We start from the raw sequence: 16,908 nt of genomic DNA on the forward strand, positions 1-16,908 counted from the left end.
GGCGCCCTCGTTGATCGAATGAGCCATTCCCGGCCAAGTCTGCCCCAGGGCACTGACACGTCAAGCTCGGTGCCCGTTCCGTGACCGTACGCGAAAGAAGCGTCGCGGAAGCGTTACAGCGGCCGTACGCCCAGTACACAGAATTTGCACGACAGCGCGTGCTGGGGGTTTCATGACCGGTCCGGTCGGGCCGGTCCCCGTACCCATCTCGGACCGGGGGCTTGCGCGGAGGCTGTAGCGTGGCCGAGGGAGACCGTAACAACACCGCGCGCACCGCGGGCAGAAACGACGGCGAGGACTGATGGCACAGACGCAGCGCGCCCAGGGCCCGTCCGACCCCGAGGCGTCCGGCGGAGGCATGTCAGACGCGCCGGAGATGTGGGGCAACGGAGGGCTGGTCGGCGACGGCCGGTACCGGCTGACCCACCGGCTCGGCCGGGGCGGCATGGCCGAGGTGTTCGCCGCCGAGGACGTACGGCTGGGCCGGACCGTCGCGGTGAAGCTGCTGCGCGCCGATCTCGCCGAGGACCCGACCTCCAAGGCCCGCTTCACGCGCGAGGCCCAGTCGGTGGCCGGCCTCAACCACCACGCGATCGTCGCCGTGTACGACTCCGGCGAGGACTACGTGGGCGGCCAGTCCGTCCCGTACATCGTGATGGAGCTCGTCGAGGGCCGCACCATCCGCGATCTGCTGCTCAACGCCGAGGCGCCCGGGCCCGAGCAGGCCCTGATCATCGTCTCCGGTGTGCTGGAGGCCCTCGCCTACTCGCACCAGCACGGCATCGTGCACCGCGACATCAAGCCCGCCAACGTCATCATCACCCACAACGGCGCCGTCAAGGTGATGGACTTCGGCATCGCCCGCGCCCTGCACGGCGCGTCCACGACGATGACGCAGACCGGCATGGTCATGGGCACGCCCCAGTACCTGTCGCCGGAGCAGGCGCTCGGCAAGGCCGTCGACCACCGCTCCGACCTGTACGCGGTGGGCTGCCTCGTGTACGAACTGCTCGCGCTGCGGCCCCCGTTCACCGGTGAGACCCCGCTGTCGGTGGTCTACCAGCACGTCCAGGACATCCCCACGCCGCCGTCCGAGGTCTCCGACGCCGTTCCGCCGGAGCTCGACGGCCTGGTCATGCGCTCGCTCGCCAAGGAGCCGGACGACCGCTTCCAGACGGCCGAGGAGATGCGCGGCCTGGTCCAGTACGGCCTGCAGATGCTGTACGACCAGGGTGGCCACACCGGCACCTGGAACACCGGCCCGGTGGCGCTGCACGAGGGCCGGCACACCCCGGCGGGCGGCTTCGCCGGCACCACGGCGATGCAGCACCCCGGCGACTACGGCCCCGGCACCGCCCAGATCCCGCAGCCGATCCTGCCCGGCGGGTACGGACACGGCGACGACGGCGGTTTCGAGGGGCACGGCAACCGGGGCAGTGGCCGCGGCAAGCTGTGGATCCTCGCCGTCCTCGCGGTGATCGCGATCACGGTGGGCGTGGCGCTGGCGCTGAAGACCACGGGCAACAGCGGCGGCACGGGCACCACGCACTCGCCCACGAGCACGCACAGCACGAAGGACGAGAAGGCCAGCGAGAGCCCGTCCGACGAGCCGACGGACCAGCCCACGGACACGGCCACGGACGACAGCACCGACACGGGCGACAACTCCAGCTACGAGCCGTCGTACACGCCCTCGTACACCCCGTCCCAGACGGCCACCAGCGACCCGACCGACGAGCCGTCGGACCCGACGACCTCCCAGCAGCAGCCGACGGATCCGGGGACCGCGACGCAGTCGCAGCCCTCGGACCCGCAGACGGACCCGACGGGAGACCCGGGACAGGGTTCGCTGGACCCGGGTAATCCTTGAAGGACGCCGTCTGAGCCGTCGCCCCTGGCCGGCTGAGACGTCATGAGAGTTCATCGGGGCCTTCGCGTTCTGCGGGTTCATTCCACGAACGCGTCGCACACCGCGTCGTACTCGCGCGTCCACCACACGGCGAGCGCCGAGGCGGCCGGGAACTGTGGGTCCGCGCGGGTGTCGCCGCGCTCGTAGTGCCAGCGCAGCATCCAGAAGTCGTTCAGGCGCTCCCACCACACGCGGTGCACGGCCGCCGCGAGCTCGGAGGGGGTGGCCCCGGCCGCGCGCCGGTACGCGCGCGCGTAGGCCCGCACCTTCGGCAGGTCGAGGGCGCCCGCGGGCCGTACGAAGAAGATCGCGGCGGCGCGGACGGCCTCCTCGGCGCGGGGCTGCACACCGAGCCGGTCCCAGTCGACGATCGCGGCGGGCGCGTCCCCCTTGTACAGCAGGTTGAAGGGGTGGAAGTCGCCGTGCACCCAGCCCACCGAGGCGCCGCGCGGAGGGCGCCGGTCCGCGTGCTGTTCGAGGAGCGCGCGGCGTTCGAGCAGCCGGTGCCGGGCCAGGGCGTCGAAGGCGTCGGCCGGGCGGTGGCGGCGGACGTGGGCGAGCAGGTCGTCGATGAGGGCGAAGGTGTCGGCGGGGTCGGCGCTCCGCACGGGGTGGGGGCTCGTGGCGGGGCGCGTGCGCCCCTTGGGTGGCATCACGCGCTCCAGACAGGCGTGTACGGCGCCCAGGAGCGCCCCCAGGCGTGCGCACTGCCCCGGAGTCAGCTGGCCGCCGTGGCGGTGCCTGCCGTCGATCCAGGGGTGCAGGGCGTAGGCGTGGCCGCCGACGACGGCGACGGTACGGCCGTCACGGTCCGCGAGCGGCGGGGCGACCGGGACGCCGAGGGCGGCCAGGCGCTGGGTGGCGGCGTGCCGGCGCTCGATCGCCACCGGGTCGGCGGTGTCCGGGTCGAAGTGGTGCTTGAGGAAGTAGCGGCCGCGGGTCGTGCACAGGCGGTAGCCGCGGTTCAGCAGGCCCTGTTCGACGGGGTCGCAGGTGACCGCGGAACCGGCGGCGTACAGGCGGAGCAGATCGCCCAGAGGGGGCGCGTGAGACACAGGGGGTGGTACACATGAGCGCGGCACGCGCCAGATGTTAGGGCACCAGCCAGGGCCGTGAGCTGGGGGTTGTCACAGGCAGTCGCATTCGTTCACAGTACGTGCCCGAAGTGACGCCGGGATCTCACGGTGGGCCCCGCCGATCAGGGACATGACGAGACGGGGCGCGTGGCCGGAATGTGCGCCGATTTCGGTCTTCGCGTACGCGAGCAGTGTCACAGGTTGACTCTTCCCGTGTCCGGGGTGCCCGGGATAACGTGCCCTAGCTCCGGCCTCCTGCAAGGCTGTGACCAGCGACCTTCCAGTCCCTGCCCATTTACTTGGAAATCCAAGCAAAAACGCAGGTCAGGAGGGGTTTCACAGAAATGTGGAGCACTGGGTAACGTGACCTGGTGCAGGGCGCTCGCCGGGGCACCTGTCACGCCTGTTCCCGGCCGAGCGGCACCCACCCCGTGCACGGGTTTCGGAACAGGTGAGCCGCACTGGCCTACCGGCAACCCCGGGGGCCGGACCGACGGAGGAGCACACGTGACCGTGGACAGCAGTGCCGCGAGCAAGCCGCGTCGCAGCGCCGCAGGCAAGGCCGGCACCACCGGCACCAAGCGCACCACCCGCACCGCTGCGAAGAAGAGCACCGATCCGGAGCTCGTGCAGCTGCTCACGCCTGAGGGCAAGCGGGTCAAGAACGCCGAGTACGACGCGTACGTCGCCGGCATCACCCCGGACGAGCTGCGCGGCCTGTACCGCGACATGGTGCTCACCCGCCGCTTCGACGCCGAGGCCACCTCGCTGCAGCGCCAGGGCGAGCTGGGCCTGTGGGCCTCGCTCCTGGGCCAGGAGGCCGCCCAGATCGGCTCCGGCCGGGCCACCCGCGAGGACGACTACGTCTTCCCGACCTACCGCGAGCACGGCGTCGCCTGGTGCCGCGGTGTCGACCCGACCAACCTGCTCGGCATGTTCCGGGGTGTGAACAACGGCGGCTGGGACCCGAACAGCAACAACTTCCACCTCTACACGATCGTCATCGGCTCCCAGGCGCTGCACGCCACGGGCTACGCGATGGGCATCACCAAGGACGGCGCCGACTCCGCGGTCATCGCCTACTTCGGTGACGGCGCCTCCAGCCAGGGCGACGTGTCCGAGGCGTTCAACTTCTCCGCGGTCTACAACGCCCCCGTCGTGTTCTTCTGCCAGAACAACCAGTGGGCCATCTCCGAGCCGACCGAGAAGCAGACCCGTGTGCCGCTGTACCAGCGCGCCCAGGGCTTCGGCTTCCCCGGGGTGCGCGTCGACGGCAACGACGTCCTCGCCTGCCTCGCGGTCACCAAGTGGGCGCTGGAGCGCGCCCGGGCCGGCGAGGGCCCGACGCTGATCGAGGCGTACACGTACCGCATGGGCGCGCACACCACCTCCGACGACCCGACCCGCTACCGCCACGACGACGAGCGGGCCGCCTGGGAGGCGAAGGACCCGATCCTGCGTCTTCGCCGGTTCCTGGAGTCCGCAAACCACGCGGACGAGGGATTCTTCGCGGAACTCGAAGCGGAGAGCGAGGCGTTGGGCAAGCGGGTGCGCGAAGTGGTCCGTGCCATGCCGGACCCGGACGACTTCGCCATCTTCGAGAACGCGTACGCGGACGGGCACGCGCTCGTCGACGAGGAGCGAGCCCAGTTCGCCGCCTACCAGGCGTCGTTCGCGGACGCAGAAGGGGGCAAGTGACATGGCCGAGAAGATGGCGCTCGCCAAGGCGATCAACGAATCCCTGCGCAAGGCGCTGGAGTCCGACCCCAAGGTTCTGGTCATGGGTGAGGACGTCGGCAAGCTCGGCGGTGTCTTCCGGGTGACGGACGGCCTGCAGAAGGACTTCGGCGAGAGCCGGGTCATCGACACCCCGCTCGCCGAGTCCGGCATCGTCGGCACCGCGATCGGCCTGGCCCTGCGCGGCTACCGCCCGGTGGTGGAGATCCAGTTCGACGGCTTCGTCTTCCCGGCGTACGACCAGATCGTCACGCAGCTCGCGAAGATGCACGCCCGCTCCCTGGGCAAGGTCAAGCTGCCCGTCGTCATCCGTATCCCCTACGGCGGCGGCATCGGCGCGGTCGAGCACCACTCCGAGTCCCCCGAGGCCCTGTTCGCGCACGTGGCCGGCCTCAAGGTCGTCAGCCCCTCGAACGCGTCGGACGCGTACTGGATGATGCAGCAGGCCATCCAGAGCGACGACCCGGTGATCTACTTCGAGCCCAAGCGGCGCTACTGGGACAAGGCCGAGGTCAACACCGAGGCGATTCCCGGTCCGCTGCACAAGGCCCGCGTGGTCCGTGAGGGCACCGACCTGACCCTCGTCGCGTACGGCCCGATGGTGAAGCTCTGCCAGGAGGTCGCCGCCGCGGCCGCCGAGGAGGGCAAGTCGCTGGAGATCCTGGACCTGCGTTCGGTCTCCCCGCTCGACTTCGACGCGATCCAGACCTCGGTGGAGAAGACCCGCCGACTGGTCGTGGTCCACGAGGCACCGGTGTTCTTCGGTTCGGGCGCGGAGATCGCCGCCCGCATCACGGAGCGCTGCTTCTACCACCTGGAGGCCCCGGTGCTCCGCGTGGGCGGCTACCACGCCCCGTACCCGCCGGCGCGTCTGGAGGAGGAGTACCTGCCGGACCTGGACCGGGTGCTCGACGCCGTCGACCGTGCCCTGGCGTACTGAGGAGAGGGTCGTGACGACGATGACGGAAGCGTCCGTACGCGAGTTCAAGATGCCCGACGTGGGCGAGGGACTCACCGAGGCCGAGATCCTCAAGTGGTACGTCCAGCCGGGCGACACGGTGACCGACGGTCAGGTGGTGTGCGAGGTCGAGACCGCGAAGGCGGCCGTCGAACTCCCCATCCCGTACGACGGCGTGGTCCGCGAACTGCGATTCCCCGAGGGCACCACGGTCGACGTGGGCACGGCCATCATCGCGGTGGACATCGCGGGCGGGGCGCCCGCCGAGGCGCCTGTGCCGGTTCCCGCCGAGGCGTCCGTGCCGGCCCCCGCCGAGCAGCCCGAGGCCGAGCAGCCCGAGGCCGAGCCGAAGCCGCAGGGCCGCCAGCCGGTCCTCGTCGGCTACGGCGTCGCGGTGTCCTCGACCAAGCGCCGCCCGCGCAAGGGTCCCGAGACGGTGTCCGCTCAGGCCGCGCAGGCGATCCAGGGCGAGCTGAACGGCCACGGCCCCGGCGCCGCCGCCAAGGTGCGCCCGCTGGCCAAGCCTCCGGTGCGCAAGCTCGCGAAGGACCTCGGCGTCGATCTGGCGACGGTGATCCCGTCGGGTCCGGACGGCATCATCACCCGCGAGGACGTGCACGCGGCGGTCGCCCCGCAGGCTCCCGCGGCCCCGGCGGCTCCCGTCCCGGTGCCGGCGGCCCCGGCCGCTGTCGCCGCGCCCGCCCCGGTGGTGACGTTCGACGGCGCTCGCGAGACCCGGATCCCGGTCAAGGGCGTCCGCAAGATGACCGCCCAGGCCATGATCGGCTCGGCGTTCACCGCGCCGCACGTCACGGAGTTCGTGACGGTGGACGTGACGCGCACGATGAAGCTGGTCGAGGAGCTGAAGCAGGACAAGGAGTTCCAGGGCCTGCGGGTCAACCCGCTGCTGCTGATCGCCAAGGCCCTGCTGGTCGCCATCAGGCGCAACCCGGACATCAACGCGTCCTGGGACGAGGCGAACCAGGAGATCGTGCTCAAGCACTACGTCAACCTGGGCATCGCCGCGGCCACCCCGCGCGGCCTGATCGTCCCGAACATCAAGGACGCGCACACCAAGACGCTTCCGCAGCTCGCGGAGGCCCTCGGTGAACTGGTGTCGACGGCACGGGAGGGCAAGACCTCCCCGGCCGCGATGCAGGGCGGCACGGTCACCATCACCAACGTCGGCGTCTTCGGCGTCGACACCGGCACCCCGATCCTCAACCCCGGCGAGTCCGCGATCCTCGCGATCGGCGCGATCAAGCTCCAGCCGTGGGTGCACAAGGGCAAGGTGAAGCCGCGCCAGGTCACCACGCTGGCGCTGAGCTTCGACCACCGCCTGGTGGACGGCGAGCTGGGCTCCAAGGTGCTGGCGGACCTGGCGGCGATCCTGGAGCAGCCGAAGCGGCTGATCACCTGGGCCTGACCCGCACGCACAGCGAAACGCCGCCGGCGGTCACCCACGGGACACGGGTCCCGGGTGACCGCCGACGGCGTTTGCGGGCGGGTGTCAGCCCAGCCGGGCGAAGCCGTAGCTCAGCAGCTTCTTCGCGTCCGACTCACGCTGCGCGATGGAGGTGGAGGCGAGGACGGTGCCGATGACCGTCTTGCCGTTGCGGGTGGCGGCGAACACCAGGCAGTACTTGGCCTCGGGGCCGGAGCCGGTCTTCACGCCGATGGTGCCGCTGTAGCTGGACAGCAGACCGTTCGTGTTGGTCCACGGCGCCATGGTGCGGGTGGTGCCCGTCTTGGTGATGGTCTTCGCCGTGTACGACTTCGTCTTCACGACCGTGCGGAACATGGAGCTCTTCATCGCGCTGCTGGCGAGCTTCGTCAGGTCGCGCGGCGTCGAGTAGTTGTTGCCGTTGCCGATGCCGTCGAACGAGTCGAAGTGCGTCTTCGTCAGGCCGAGGTTCTTCGCGGTGGTGTTCATCTTGCCGATGAACGACTTCACGCGCGCGGCCCGCGTCGTACCCGAGCCGAACTTGTCGGCGAGCGCGTAGGCGGCGTCGCAGCCGGACGGCAGCATCAGACCGTAGAGCAGCTGGCGGACGGTGACCTTGTCACCGACGATCAGGTGCGCCTGGGAGGCGTTGTTGGCGACGACGTAGTCGCTGTACGCCTTCTGGATCGTCACCTTGGCGTCGAGGTTCAGGTTCGACTGGGCGAGCACGACCTTCGCGGTCATGATCTTCGTGGTGGAGCCCGTGGAGCGCTGGGTGTCCGCTGCCTTCGTGTACAGCGTCTTGGCGTTCGCGTTGTCCATGATGTAGCCGCCCTTGGCCACGATCGAGGGCGCGGTGACGGCCTGCGCGGGCGCCGCGGTGAGGGCTCCGGTCGCGAGCACCGCGCCGGCCGTGACGGTGACGGCGGCGGCTCTGCGGACCCGAATGCCCTTGATGCCGTTTATCAAGTCAGATACCCCAATTAAATTGAATGCCCGTTATTTGCGGCCGAGTTGAGGTGGCATAGGAGCAGGGCCGCACGTGTGTGACACGTAAGTAGCACAGATGGTTGTGCCATTGCTGAGAGGAATTTCGCGGCCCCCCGCCCGGTCCGCCTGACGGACGCGCCCTCCTCTTGCGTACGTGATGTATCTATGCTGTGGGCATGAGCCTGGCCGTGAAGCACCCTCCTGCCGCCGACCGCGTCTACAGCCACGTCAAGCAGGGCGTCCTGGACCGCCGCTACGAGGGCGGCACGCTGCTCACCGAGGGCGAGCTGGCCGAGGCCGTCGGGGTCTCGCGCACCCCGGTGCGGGAGGCGCTGCTGCGGCTCGAGGTGGAGGGGCTGATCAAGCTCTACCCGAAGAAGGGCGCCCTGGTCCTGCCCGTATCCGCGCAGGAGATCGCCGACGTGGTGGAGACCCGGCTGCTCGTGGAGGAGCACGCGGCGCGCAAGGCCGTACCCGCCGCGCCGCGCCTCGTCGAGCGTCTGGAGGAACTGCTCGCCCGGCAGAAGGAGCAGGCAGCCGCCGGTGACCTGGCCGCGGCCGCGGTCACCGACCGCTGCTTCCATGCCGAGATCGTGCGCAGCGGCGGCAACGAGATCCTCTCCCGCCTCTACGATCAGCTGCGCGACCGCCAGCTGCGGATGGGCGTCGCGGTGATGCACTCCCACCCGGACCGGATCGCCAAGACACTCACCGAGCACGAGGAGATCCTCGACGCGCTGCGCGCCGGGGACGCGGAGGCGGCCGTCGCGGTCGTACACCGGCACGTGAGCTGGTTCTCGCACCTCGCGCGAGGTGAGGTCCGATGACCAACTCCACCCTTCCGGGTGACCCGCCGGGCGGCCGTCGCGCAGTCGCCATATGGGGGATCGGCGTCTGCGTCTACTTCGTCGCCGTCATCTTCCGGACGTCCCTCGGGGTCGCCGGCCTCGACGCGGCCGACCGCTTCCACGTGGGCGCCTCCGCCCTGTCGACGTTCTCCATCCTCCAGCTCCTGGTCTACGCCGGCATGCAGATACCCGTGGGCCTGCTGGTCGACCGGCTCGGCACCAAGAAGGTGCTGAGCATCGGCGCGGTCCTGTTCACGGCCGGGCAGCTGGGCTTCGCCTTCTCCCCCTCGTACGGCACGGCGCTCGCCTCCCGCGCACTGCTCGGGTGCGGTGACGCGATGACGTTCATCAGCGTGCTGCGGCTGGGCACCCGCTGGTTCCCGGCGCGGCGCGGACCGCTGGTCGCACAGTTCGCGGGCCTGATCGGCATGGCGGGCAACCTGATCTCCACGCTGGTGCTGGCCCGGCTGCTGCACGGCCTGGGCTGGACCCCGGCGTTCGCGGGCAGCGCGCTGGCCGGCGCGGTCGTCCTCGTCCTGGTCCTCCTCTTCCTGAAGGACCACCCCGAGGGCCACGAGCCGGAGCCCTTCCCGCACCGGGGCTCGGCCTACGTCCGCCGGCAGATAGCCGCGTCCTGGCGGGAGCCCGGGACACGGCTGGGTCTGTGGGTGCACTTCACCACCCAGTTCCCGGCGATGGTGTTCCTGCTGCTGTGGGGTCTGCCGTTCCTGGTCCAGGCGCAGGGGCTGTCCCGTGCCACGGCCGGCGACCTGCTGACGCTCGTCGTCGTGTCCAACATGGTGGTCGGCCTGGTGTACGGCCAGATCGTCGCCCGGCACCACGCGGCGCGGCTGCCGCTCGCCCTGGGCACGGTCATGGCGACCGCCCTCGCCTGGGCGGCGGCCCTCCTCTACCCCGCCGACCGGGCGCCGATGTGGCTGCTGGTGGCGCTGTGCACGGTGCTCGGCGCCTGCGGTCCAGCGTCCATGATCGGCTTCGACTTCGCCCGCCCGGCCAATCCGCCGGAGCGTCAGGGCACCGCGTCCGGGATCACCAACATGGGTGGTTTCACCGCCTCGATGACGGCCCTGTTCGCGATCGGCGTCCTGCTGGACGCCACCGGGGACGACTACACCGTCGCCTTCTCGACCCTGTTCGTCCTCCAGGCAGTGGGCGTGAGCCAGATCCTGCGGCTGCGCGGACAGGCCGCACGCAGCGAGGAACGGCTGGTGGCGAGCCGGGTGGAGACGGTGCACGTCCCCGCGTGAGTCAGAGGGCCGGTACGAGGGTGAGATAGGCGAGGCCGAGGACGCCCCGGTAGCTCAGCCACTGTGCGCGGTGCCGGTCGAGCCGTTCGCGGGTCTCCGCCGCCAGCGGATGCTCCGGGTGGGCGGCGAGCCACACCTCGGTGTCCGCCTGGTACGCCGACTCGAACGCCTCCCACTCGTCCCGGTTCGCGGTCTCGGTCCACTCGGGCCGGAAACCGGCGGCCACGGCCAGGTCGAGGAGGCGGGCGAGGTCGTAGTGCTGCTCGGCGGCCGCGTCGGGCCACATGCCGGACAGCTCGGCGGGCGTCGGCCGCCGTTCCCAGAACCCCTCGCCGAGGACCACGCGACCGCCGTCGCTGACGAGCCGCCGCAGCTCGCGCAGGGCGTCGAGGGTGTGCTCCGGGGGTTCCGCCGGGCTGAGGGCCTGGCTCGCGCCGAGACACAGCACCAGGTCGGCGGGCCCGCGTCCGGTGCCCACGGCCGATTCCCTGACGAACTCCACCCGGTCCGCGAGCCCGCGCGCCTCGGCGCCTCGCCGTCCCCGCTCCAGGTCTTCGGCGCGCAGATCGACACCCGTGCCACGGGCATCCGGTACGGCCGCGAGCACCCGGAGCATCAACTCGCCCCAGCCGCACCCGACGTCGAGCACGCTGCGGGGCCGCGTCTGCGCGAGCCGCCCCACCATCGCGTCCGCGCGGGCCTCGGAGAGAGGGCCGTGAAAGGTGAGCCGGGTGAGCCGGGGCGGGAGGTCGGCACCGGGGGCATCGGCGTCGGCGCCGACGACGGAGTCAGTCATGCCGCGCACGCTAGTTCGAGGTCCCGGCGCGGGGACACCGAATATCGCCGACGGCACGACCGGACCGACGGCACGGGCAGACCGACGGCACTGGACCGGCGTCACGACCTGGCCGGCGTCACGCCGTGGGCGGCGCGCTACTGCGTCACGGTGAAGTTCCGCAGGATCGCGGCGGCCAGGTCCGGGTCGCCCTCCGTCTTGATCCGGTCGGCGACCGACTCCGCGGTCACGCGGCCGCAGGCCAGCCGGACGTACGTCTCCCAGTCCAGGGTGAGGCCGGCGGCGGGGCCGAGGGCGGGGGCCGTCTCCAGCGTGCCGCGCCCCTGGATGTCGACGCGGATGGTGCGCAGGAACTCGATGGGCCCGTGCACGTCGAAGACGACCGCGGAACTGCGCGGGGCGTTCGCGTCGTTGGCGACGACACGGGGGAGTTCGCCGAGCAGAAAGTCCCGGGCGATGTGCGCGCCCGGCGAGTCGAGGTTGCCCGGCCGGCCGAGGGCCGCGCGCAGGTCCTGCTCGTGCACCCACACGTCGAACGCGCGGTAGCGCATGGCCGCTTCGAGGGTGATCTCGGTACCGAGCGGGCCGCGCACCTTGTGACCGGGCTCCCGCGCCTCGTTGCGCAGCTGCCGGTTGCGGCGGATGACCGTGTACTCCAGCTCCGACGTCATCTCCGGTGCCGTGTGGTGGCGGCGGACGTCGACCTGCATCTCCATGTAGCGCTGGTGCTCGTTGGTGACGTGGAAGAGGTCACGGGGCAGTGTGTGGATGGGGCGCGGGTCGCCGAGCATCTCGCAGTCCATGCCGATGACATGCGAGACGATGTCCCGGACCGACCAGCCCGGGCAGGGGGTCCGCCGGTTCCACTCGCCCTCCACAAGGGGCTGCACCAGTTCGGATATCGCTTCGATGGAGTGGGTCCAGGCGTCGGCGTAGGGCTGGAGGGTGGGATGCAGACTCACGGAACGGGACCCCTCGGCGGTCGGTACACGGGCGGGTTGTGGCGGGGTTGCCAGTGGGAGGTGGCGGCTGTCGGCGGGTGTCTTGAGCCTCCCCCAATTCTCGACTTCGCTCGAACCGGGGGGACCCCCAAGTTACGCTGCTGTGAGGCACCCCGGCAGTGCTTTCGTGTGACGATCGTAGGCCCGAGTGGACGGCTCGAATGCCAGGACGGTGGTAGTGTGCGCGCCTCTCTGATCCAGATCGCCGTAGACGAGGGCGAATCGGTCGAATCCCGCCGGGCCCGAGTGGCCGGGTTGGTCCGGGACCAGGCCGGGGCCGATCTCGTCGTACTGCCGGAGCTGTGGACCACCGGAGCCTTCGCGTACGAGGAGTTCGGGCGCGAGGCCGAGCCGCTCGAAGGCCCCACCCACGAGGCGATGGCGAAGGCGGCGAGCGACGCGGGCGTCTGGCTGCACGCGGGCTCGATCCCCGAGCGCGACCCGGACGGTCCCCTCTACAACACCTCGCTCGTCTTCTCGCCCTCCGGCGACCTGGTCGCGGCCTACCGCAAGATCCACCGCTTCGGCTTCGACAAGGGCGAGGCCGTGCTGATGGGCGCGGGGCAGGATCTGGTGACGGTCCGGCTCCCGGCCACCGCTCTGGGCGTCGCCACCTGTTACGACCTCCGTTTCCCCGAACTCTTCCGCGCACTGGTCGACGCCGGCGCCGAGACCCTGGTGATCCCGGCGGGCTGGCCCGAGCGCCGTCGCGCGCACTGGACGCTGCTGGCCCAGGCGCGGGCGGTCGAGAACCAGGCGTTCGTGCTCGCCTGTGGAACGGCCGGCACCCACGCCGGGGTTCCGCAGGCCGGTCACTCGATCGTGGTGGATCCCTGGGGCGAGGTCCTGGCGGAGGCGGGCCCCGACGAGGAGGTCCTCACCGTGGACTTCGACCCGTCCCGGGTCGCCGCGACCCGCGAGCAGTTCCCCGCGCTGAAGGACCGGGTCCTCGGACTCCAGCCGCCCAGGCGCTAGGTGTATTGACCCGGGACGTTGTTGACGCGGCTGATGGGTGGGTGGCCGCCGAGTGCGGTGTGGCAGCGCCGGATCCACTTGTGGGCTGTCGGGCGGGAGATGCCCATCTCTGCGGCGACGTGCGCGACGGGACGGCCGGAGCGGACACGCTCAACCAGCAGTCGCCTGCCATGAACGGTCAGCCGGGCATTACGGTGGGACACGAAGGCCTCCGTGCGGTGAAGATTCGACACCTCCACCACACACGGGGGTCTTCGCCATGATCAAGCCCCGTCAGCGTTAACAACGCTCGTGATCAATACAGCTAGGCGACAGGCGCGCCGGAAGCCGGAAGCCGCGAGCCGGGCGTCGTCCGCGCCCGGTGGTGTCAGTCCTCCTCGCGCTCCCGGTCCGCCAGGTGGATCACGCACACCGCCACCGCGATCAGCAGCGCCGGGTCCGCGTCCTCGCGGACGACGTCGACGCCGTAGGTCTCCCGGATGTGCAGCAGGCGCCGGGAGACGACGGCGAGGAGGTCGCCGTCGTACTCGACGGCGAACTCGCGGTCGAGGATCTTTCCGCTGACGTCCAGTTCGGTGCCGTCGACCAGGGACACCCGGTAGTGGTTGCGCAGCAACGACAGCCGCTTGCGCCGGATGGTCGCCAGCGGCTCGCCGCCCCGCTCGATCACCATCGTGTCCCGCAGGGCGAACATCTTCTGGTGGATGTCGACCAGGACCCGCCCGTGCGTGTCCTTCAGCTCGAAGGTGTCCCGCAGCCGCATCGCCTTGCCGTCGACGAGGAACGCCTTGTCGCCGTGCTCGTCCTCGATCCAGTAGTCGTCACCGAAGCCGAGGAGCCGGTCGCGTACGAGGAATCTCATGCCGTTACGGCTTCCCCGGGACGGGGCGATCATCACGGCGGTACCGCGAGCCGGACGACCCTCCGCCGTCGGAGGGTGCCCCGACCGGGGCACGGAATCCAGCCGGACATGGGGTGTCGCGGAGTTGAACATCCGATTGTGGCAAGGAAGTTGGGCATCCATGGGCAGCGGACCCCGGTCCAACGATGCGTAAGTCGTCAAGGCTCCGCACATTCATTTCGGAGGTTCCGCCATGTCCTCTCGCCCCGTCCGTCGCCGGGTGATACGCGCCGTCTCGACGGTGACGCTGGTCCTCGGCACGGCCCTGGCCGTTCCGCTCGGCCTGGCCGGCGCCGCCGGCGCCGCGCCGTCCTCGGCGACCGCCGAGGTCAACCAGTACGACTGGAAGCTCTTCTACACGGCCGCCCCCGGACAGACCAACAAGGCCACCGTCACCGCGTCGCTCACCGCGGACCGGACGGGCTTCGTCTACGTGATCGACGACGTCGTCCCGATCACCGCGGGCCACGACTGCGCCTACCCCGACAGCGCGGACCACACGAAGGTGTCCTGCACGGTCACCAGTGTCGAGAGCCAGGACCCGTACCCCGCCCTGGCCATGGACCTCGGCGACGGCAACGACACGGTCGCCTACAAGAACAACACCGACCAGGTCTACTCCTACGCCCAGATCCTGCTGGGCGCCGGCAACGACAAGGCGACCGACTCCGGCAGCCTCGACGGCGCCTATGTCTCGGGCCAGGCCGGCAACGACACCATCTCGGTGGGCAAGGTGGGCCTGGCCTGGGGCGGTGACGGCAGCGACACGATCTCCGCGAGCGGCGGCGACAACATCGTGATGGGCGGCAAGGGCAACGACGTGCTGCGCGGCGGCTCCGGGGGCCAGTACCTGAACGGCGACGACGGCAACGACGCGATCTACGGCGGGGCCGGGGACGACACGCTGAACGGCGGCAAGGGCAACGACCTCATGTACGGCAACAGCGGCAACGACCGGATGTACGGCAACAGCGGGGACGACAAGCTGTACGGCGGGCCGGGCAGGGACATCCTCTCCGGCGGCCCCGGCCGCAACGTGGTCCACCAGTGACGCTCCGGCACCGACGGCCGGCCCGACCGGCCGACGGCTGACCGCCGGATTGCTCCGGTGCCGGATGAGGTTGGATGGGGGCATGGCAAAGCGCGCGCGTGTCCGCGCCCCCGAGCTTGTCGGCAAGGGTGGCTGGCTGAACACCGGAGACACCCAGTACACCCTCGCCGACCTGCGAGGACGCATCGTCGACCTGGATTTCTGAAAATCAACAACAGAGCACCGAACTTGCGTTCACACTGAGTGTGTGCACCAGGACACGATCTGTGACCTCTACCTTCGCCTGTCCCTCGACCGGGACGGCAAGACCGCAATCGAACGGCAGGAAGCCGACTGCCGTGTCTGGGCCGAACGCAACGGACTGACCGTCCGCAAGGTCCACATAGACAGAGGGCGCTCCGGCTACAAGACCGTTGAGCGCAAGGGCTTCGACGCTGCGCTGGCGGCCGTCACGGCGGGGGTTGTCGGCACGCTGATCGTCTGGAAACTGGACCGCCTCTCCCGCAAGGGCATCGGCCAGGTGGGCAAGGTGCTGGACGACATCGAGAAGTCCGGTGGCCGTCTCGTCTCAGTCGTGGACGGCCTTGACACCTCGAACGCCTCGGCGCGCATGGTCGTCGCGATGCTCGCTGAACTCGCCCGGTCCGAGTCGAAGAATCTCGGCACGCGCGTCGGGCACGCGAAGCGCTACCTGCGCAGCAAGGGCCAGTGGATCGGCGGACAGCCCCCGTACGGGCTGCTCATCGACCCGAAGACCAAGAAGCTCGTTCACGACCCGGACCATGCCGTCTACGCTCGCCTGATCGCGGATGCAGCGCTCGCCGGGACATCGTTGGTCAAGATTGCCCGACTCCTCAACGAGTACGAGATCCTCTCGCCCAGGGGCGGGCAGTGGAACGCGGCCAGCATCATGCAGCTCCTGCGGTTACCTGCGTTCGCCGGCTTGATGCCGGAGACCGAGAGCATCGAGACGGATGACGGCGAGCGGAAGTACACCGGCAGGGTCTTCCCGTATCGCGATCCCGAGACGCTGGACACCGTCGAGATCGGCGAGGGGATCATCACGGTCGGCGAGCGTGAACAGATCATCCGCACCTTGAAATCCAGGACGTTCGTGCATGCAGGAAAGCGGCGGTCGAAGCCCGAGGGGACGGCGTTGCTCACGGGACTCGTCTACTGCGCGGTTCCTGGCTGCGATCGCCGGATGCACCGTGTGGGCGGCAGCTATCAGCGCATGGCTCGCCGCGCGGGCAACCAGTGCATCGGAGCGTCGGCGCTGGCTGAGGCGGTTGACCAGTACGTGACGGAACAGTTCCTCACCAAGCTCCCAGCGCTCGAACCGAACGACCCGCTGCTTGTCGCGATCGCAGATCGCTGGGTGCACCGCGTGGACCCGGAGACCTTCGCGAAACGTGATGCGCTTACTGCCGAGATCCAGGACGAGGAAGCCCGCTTGGCTGATCTGGAGGACGCGCGCTACGTTCGGGGCGAGTTCAATGGCGCCGCAGCCGTGGAACGCTACAACCGGCTTTCGGAACGCCTGAGAGGGCGCATCGAGGGGCTGCGCGCCGATCTCCGCAATCTCCCCATGCCATCCATGGACGTATCGCCGATGCTCGACAGGCTCACCCTGCGCGAGGCATGGGCGGATGCGACGAACGAAGACCGGCGCGGTCGGTTATCGCTCGCCATAGACCGGGTTGAGGTGAGCAAGGGAGTGCGCGGGCAGCGGATCATTCCTGAGCAGCGCATCCAGATCCATTGGGCCAAGCTGCCGGGCACCGGCACCTGAGCATCCTGGCAGGCGCCGCGCAGGAGAATGTGGCGAGTTGACTGGCTTCTGCTTCGGGAGCGAGCGTTCTAAAGGGGCGTTAAGCCCCGAGCCCAGCGGCGAGACCTGCCCGGCGTGTATGAGGCCGAATCAGTCGCTTGAGCGGTTGGTCATTTACGGGCA

At 70.1% G+C, this 16,908-nt stretch carries 15 protein-coding genes and 1 pseudogene; 10 read left to right on the forward strand and 6 right to left on the reverse strand.

Going from position 1 to position 16,908, the window contains the following annotated elements; all coding sequences use genetic code 11:
- Positions 1–301: 301 nt before the first annotated feature.
- Positions 302–1,870 carry a protein kinase domain-containing protein gene (locus IPZ69_RS01875; protein WP_235451836.1) on the forward strand — a complete coding sequence of 523 codons (1,569 nt, stop codon included), beginning with the start codon at positions 302–304 and terminating at the stop codon, positions 1,868–1,870.
- Between the two features lie 77 nt (positions 1,871–1,947).
- Here the strand turns inward: IPZ69_RS01875 and IPZ69_RS01880 are convergent, their stop codons facing one another.
- Positions 1,948–2,964 carry a phosphotransferase gene (locus tag IPZ69_RS01880; protein WP_235451837.1) on the reverse strand — a complete coding sequence of 339 codons (1,017 nt, stop codon included), beginning with the start codon at positions 2,962–2,964 and terminating at the stop codon, positions 1,948–1,950.
- Between the two features lie 528 nt (positions 2,965–3,492).
- On the opposite strand from IPZ69_RS01880, the gene pdhA reads away from it, so the two are divergent.
- From pdhA to IPZ69_RS01895, 3 genes are read left to right on the forward strand one after another with little or no spacing between them, the layout of a single operon-like run.
- Positions 3,493–4,683: a pyruvate dehydrogenase (acetyl-transferring) E1 component subunit alpha gene (gene pdhA / locus IPZ69_RS01885; protein ID WP_235451838.1), complete on the forward strand. Its 1,191-nt coding sequence runs from the start codon at positions 3,493–3,495 to the stop codon at positions 4,681–4,683.
- Between the two features lies 1 nt (position 4,684).
- A complete protein-coding gene (locus tag IPZ69_RS01890) occupies positions 4,685–5,662 on the forward strand; it encodes an alpha-ketoacid dehydrogenase subunit beta (protein WP_235451839.1) in 978 nt (325 codons plus the stop codon).
- Positions 5,663–5,672: 10 nt separating this feature from the next.
- Positions 5,673–7,106: a dihydrolipoamide acetyltransferase family protein gene (locus IPZ69_RS01895; RefSeq protein ID WP_235451840.1), complete on the forward strand. Its 1,434-nt coding sequence runs from the start codon at positions 5,673–5,675 to the stop codon at positions 7,104–7,106.
- A gap of 84 nt (positions 7,107–7,190) precedes the next feature.
- Here IPZ69_RS01895 and IPZ69_RS01900 read toward each other — a convergent pair whose 3' ends face one another.
- Entirely contained in the window at positions 7,191–8,093 is a 903-nt protein-coding gene (locus IPZ69_RS01900) for a D-alanyl-D-alanine carboxypeptidase family protein (protein ID WP_235451841.1), read from the reverse strand.
- A gap of 197 nt (positions 8,094–8,290) precedes the next feature.
- Here IPZ69_RS01900 and IPZ69_RS01905 point away from each other — a divergent pair, with 197 nt between their 5' ends.
- Positions 8,291–8,941 (forward strand): GntR family transcriptional regulator, encoded by a 651-nt coding sequence (locus IPZ69_RS01905; protein WP_235451842.1) that lies wholly within the window; start codon positions 8,291–8,293, stop codon positions 8,939–8,941.
- Entirely contained in the window at positions 8,938–10,230 is a 1,293-nt protein-coding gene (locus IPZ69_RS01910; RefSeq protein ID WP_235451843.1) for an MFS transporter, read from the forward strand. Before IPZ69_RS01905 ends, IPZ69_RS01910 begins: the two co-directional genes overlap by 4 nt.
- Before the next feature lies 1 nt (position 10,231).
- Here IPZ69_RS01910 and IPZ69_RS01915 read toward each other — a convergent pair whose 3' ends face one another.
- Together IPZ69_RS01915 and IPZ69_RS01920 are read right to left on the reverse strand one after the other, a co-directional pair.
- A complete protein-coding gene (locus IPZ69_RS01915) occupies positions 10,232–11,026 on the reverse strand; it encodes an SAM-dependent methyltransferase (RefSeq protein WP_235451844.1) in 795 nt (264 codons plus the stop codon).
- Between the two features lie 137 nt (positions 11,027–11,163).
- Positions 11,164–11,988, reverse strand: a complete 825-nt coding sequence (locus IPZ69_RS01920; protein ID WP_235451845.1) for a maleylpyruvate isomerase family mycothiol-dependent enzyme — start codon at positions 11,986–11,988, stop codon at positions 11,164–11,166.
- Between the two features lie 219 nt (positions 11,989–12,207).
- Here IPZ69_RS01920 and IPZ69_RS01925 point away from each other — a divergent pair, with 219 nt between their 5' ends.
- Positions 12,208–13,002: a carbon-nitrogen family hydrolase gene (locus IPZ69_RS01925; protein WP_235451846.1), complete on the forward strand. Its 795-nt coding sequence runs from the start codon at positions 12,208–12,210 to the stop codon at positions 13,000–13,002.
- A gap of 65 nt (positions 13,003–13,067) precedes the next feature.
- On the opposite strand, the pseudogene IPZ69_RS01930 reads toward IPZ69_RS01925, so the two are convergent.
- A pseudogene (locus IPZ69_RS01930) lies at positions 13,068–13,205 on the reverse strand (helix-turn-helix domain-containing protein); the annotation flags it as partial.
- Positions 13,206–13,369: 164 nt separating this feature from the next.
- Positions 13,370–13,864 carry an LURP-one-related/scramblase family protein gene (locus IPZ69_RS01935; RefSeq protein WP_235451847.1) on the reverse strand — a complete coding sequence of 165 codons (495 nt, stop codon included), beginning with the start codon at positions 13,862–13,864 and terminating at the stop codon, positions 13,370–13,372.
- A gap of 232 nt (positions 13,865–14,096) precedes the next feature.
- Here IPZ69_RS01935 and IPZ69_RS01940 point away from each other — a divergent pair, with 232 nt between their 5' ends.
- The 3 genes from IPZ69_RS01940 (at position 14,097) to IPZ69_RS01945 (ending at position 16,746) form a co-directional block, all read left to right on the forward strand.
- Positions 14,097–14,954 (forward strand): calcium-binding protein, encoded by an 858-nt coding sequence (locus IPZ69_RS01940; RefSeq protein WP_235451848.1) that lies wholly within the window; start codon positions 14,097–14,099, stop codon positions 14,952–14,954.
- 82 nt (positions 14,955–15,036) lie between these two features.
- On the forward strand, positions 15,037–15,159 hold the full coding sequence (locus tag IPZ69_RS46830; RefSeq protein ID WP_268834134.1) for a hypothetical protein: 123 nt from the start codon (positions 15,037–15,039) through the stop codon (positions 15,157–15,159).
- A gap of 42 nt (positions 15,160–15,201) precedes the next feature.
- Positions 15,202–16,746: a recombinase family protein gene (locus IPZ69_RS01945; protein WP_235451849.1), complete on the forward strand. Its 1,545-nt coding sequence runs from the start codon at positions 15,202–15,204 to the stop codon at positions 16,744–16,746.
- Positions 16,747–16,908: the final 162 nt, after the last annotated feature.

The sequence above is a fragment of the Streptomyces olivochromogenes genome (genome assembly GCF_021538895.1).
Lineage (GTDB): Bacteria > Actinomycetota > Actinomycetes > Streptomycetales > Streptomycetaceae > Streptomyces > Streptomyces olivochromogenes_A.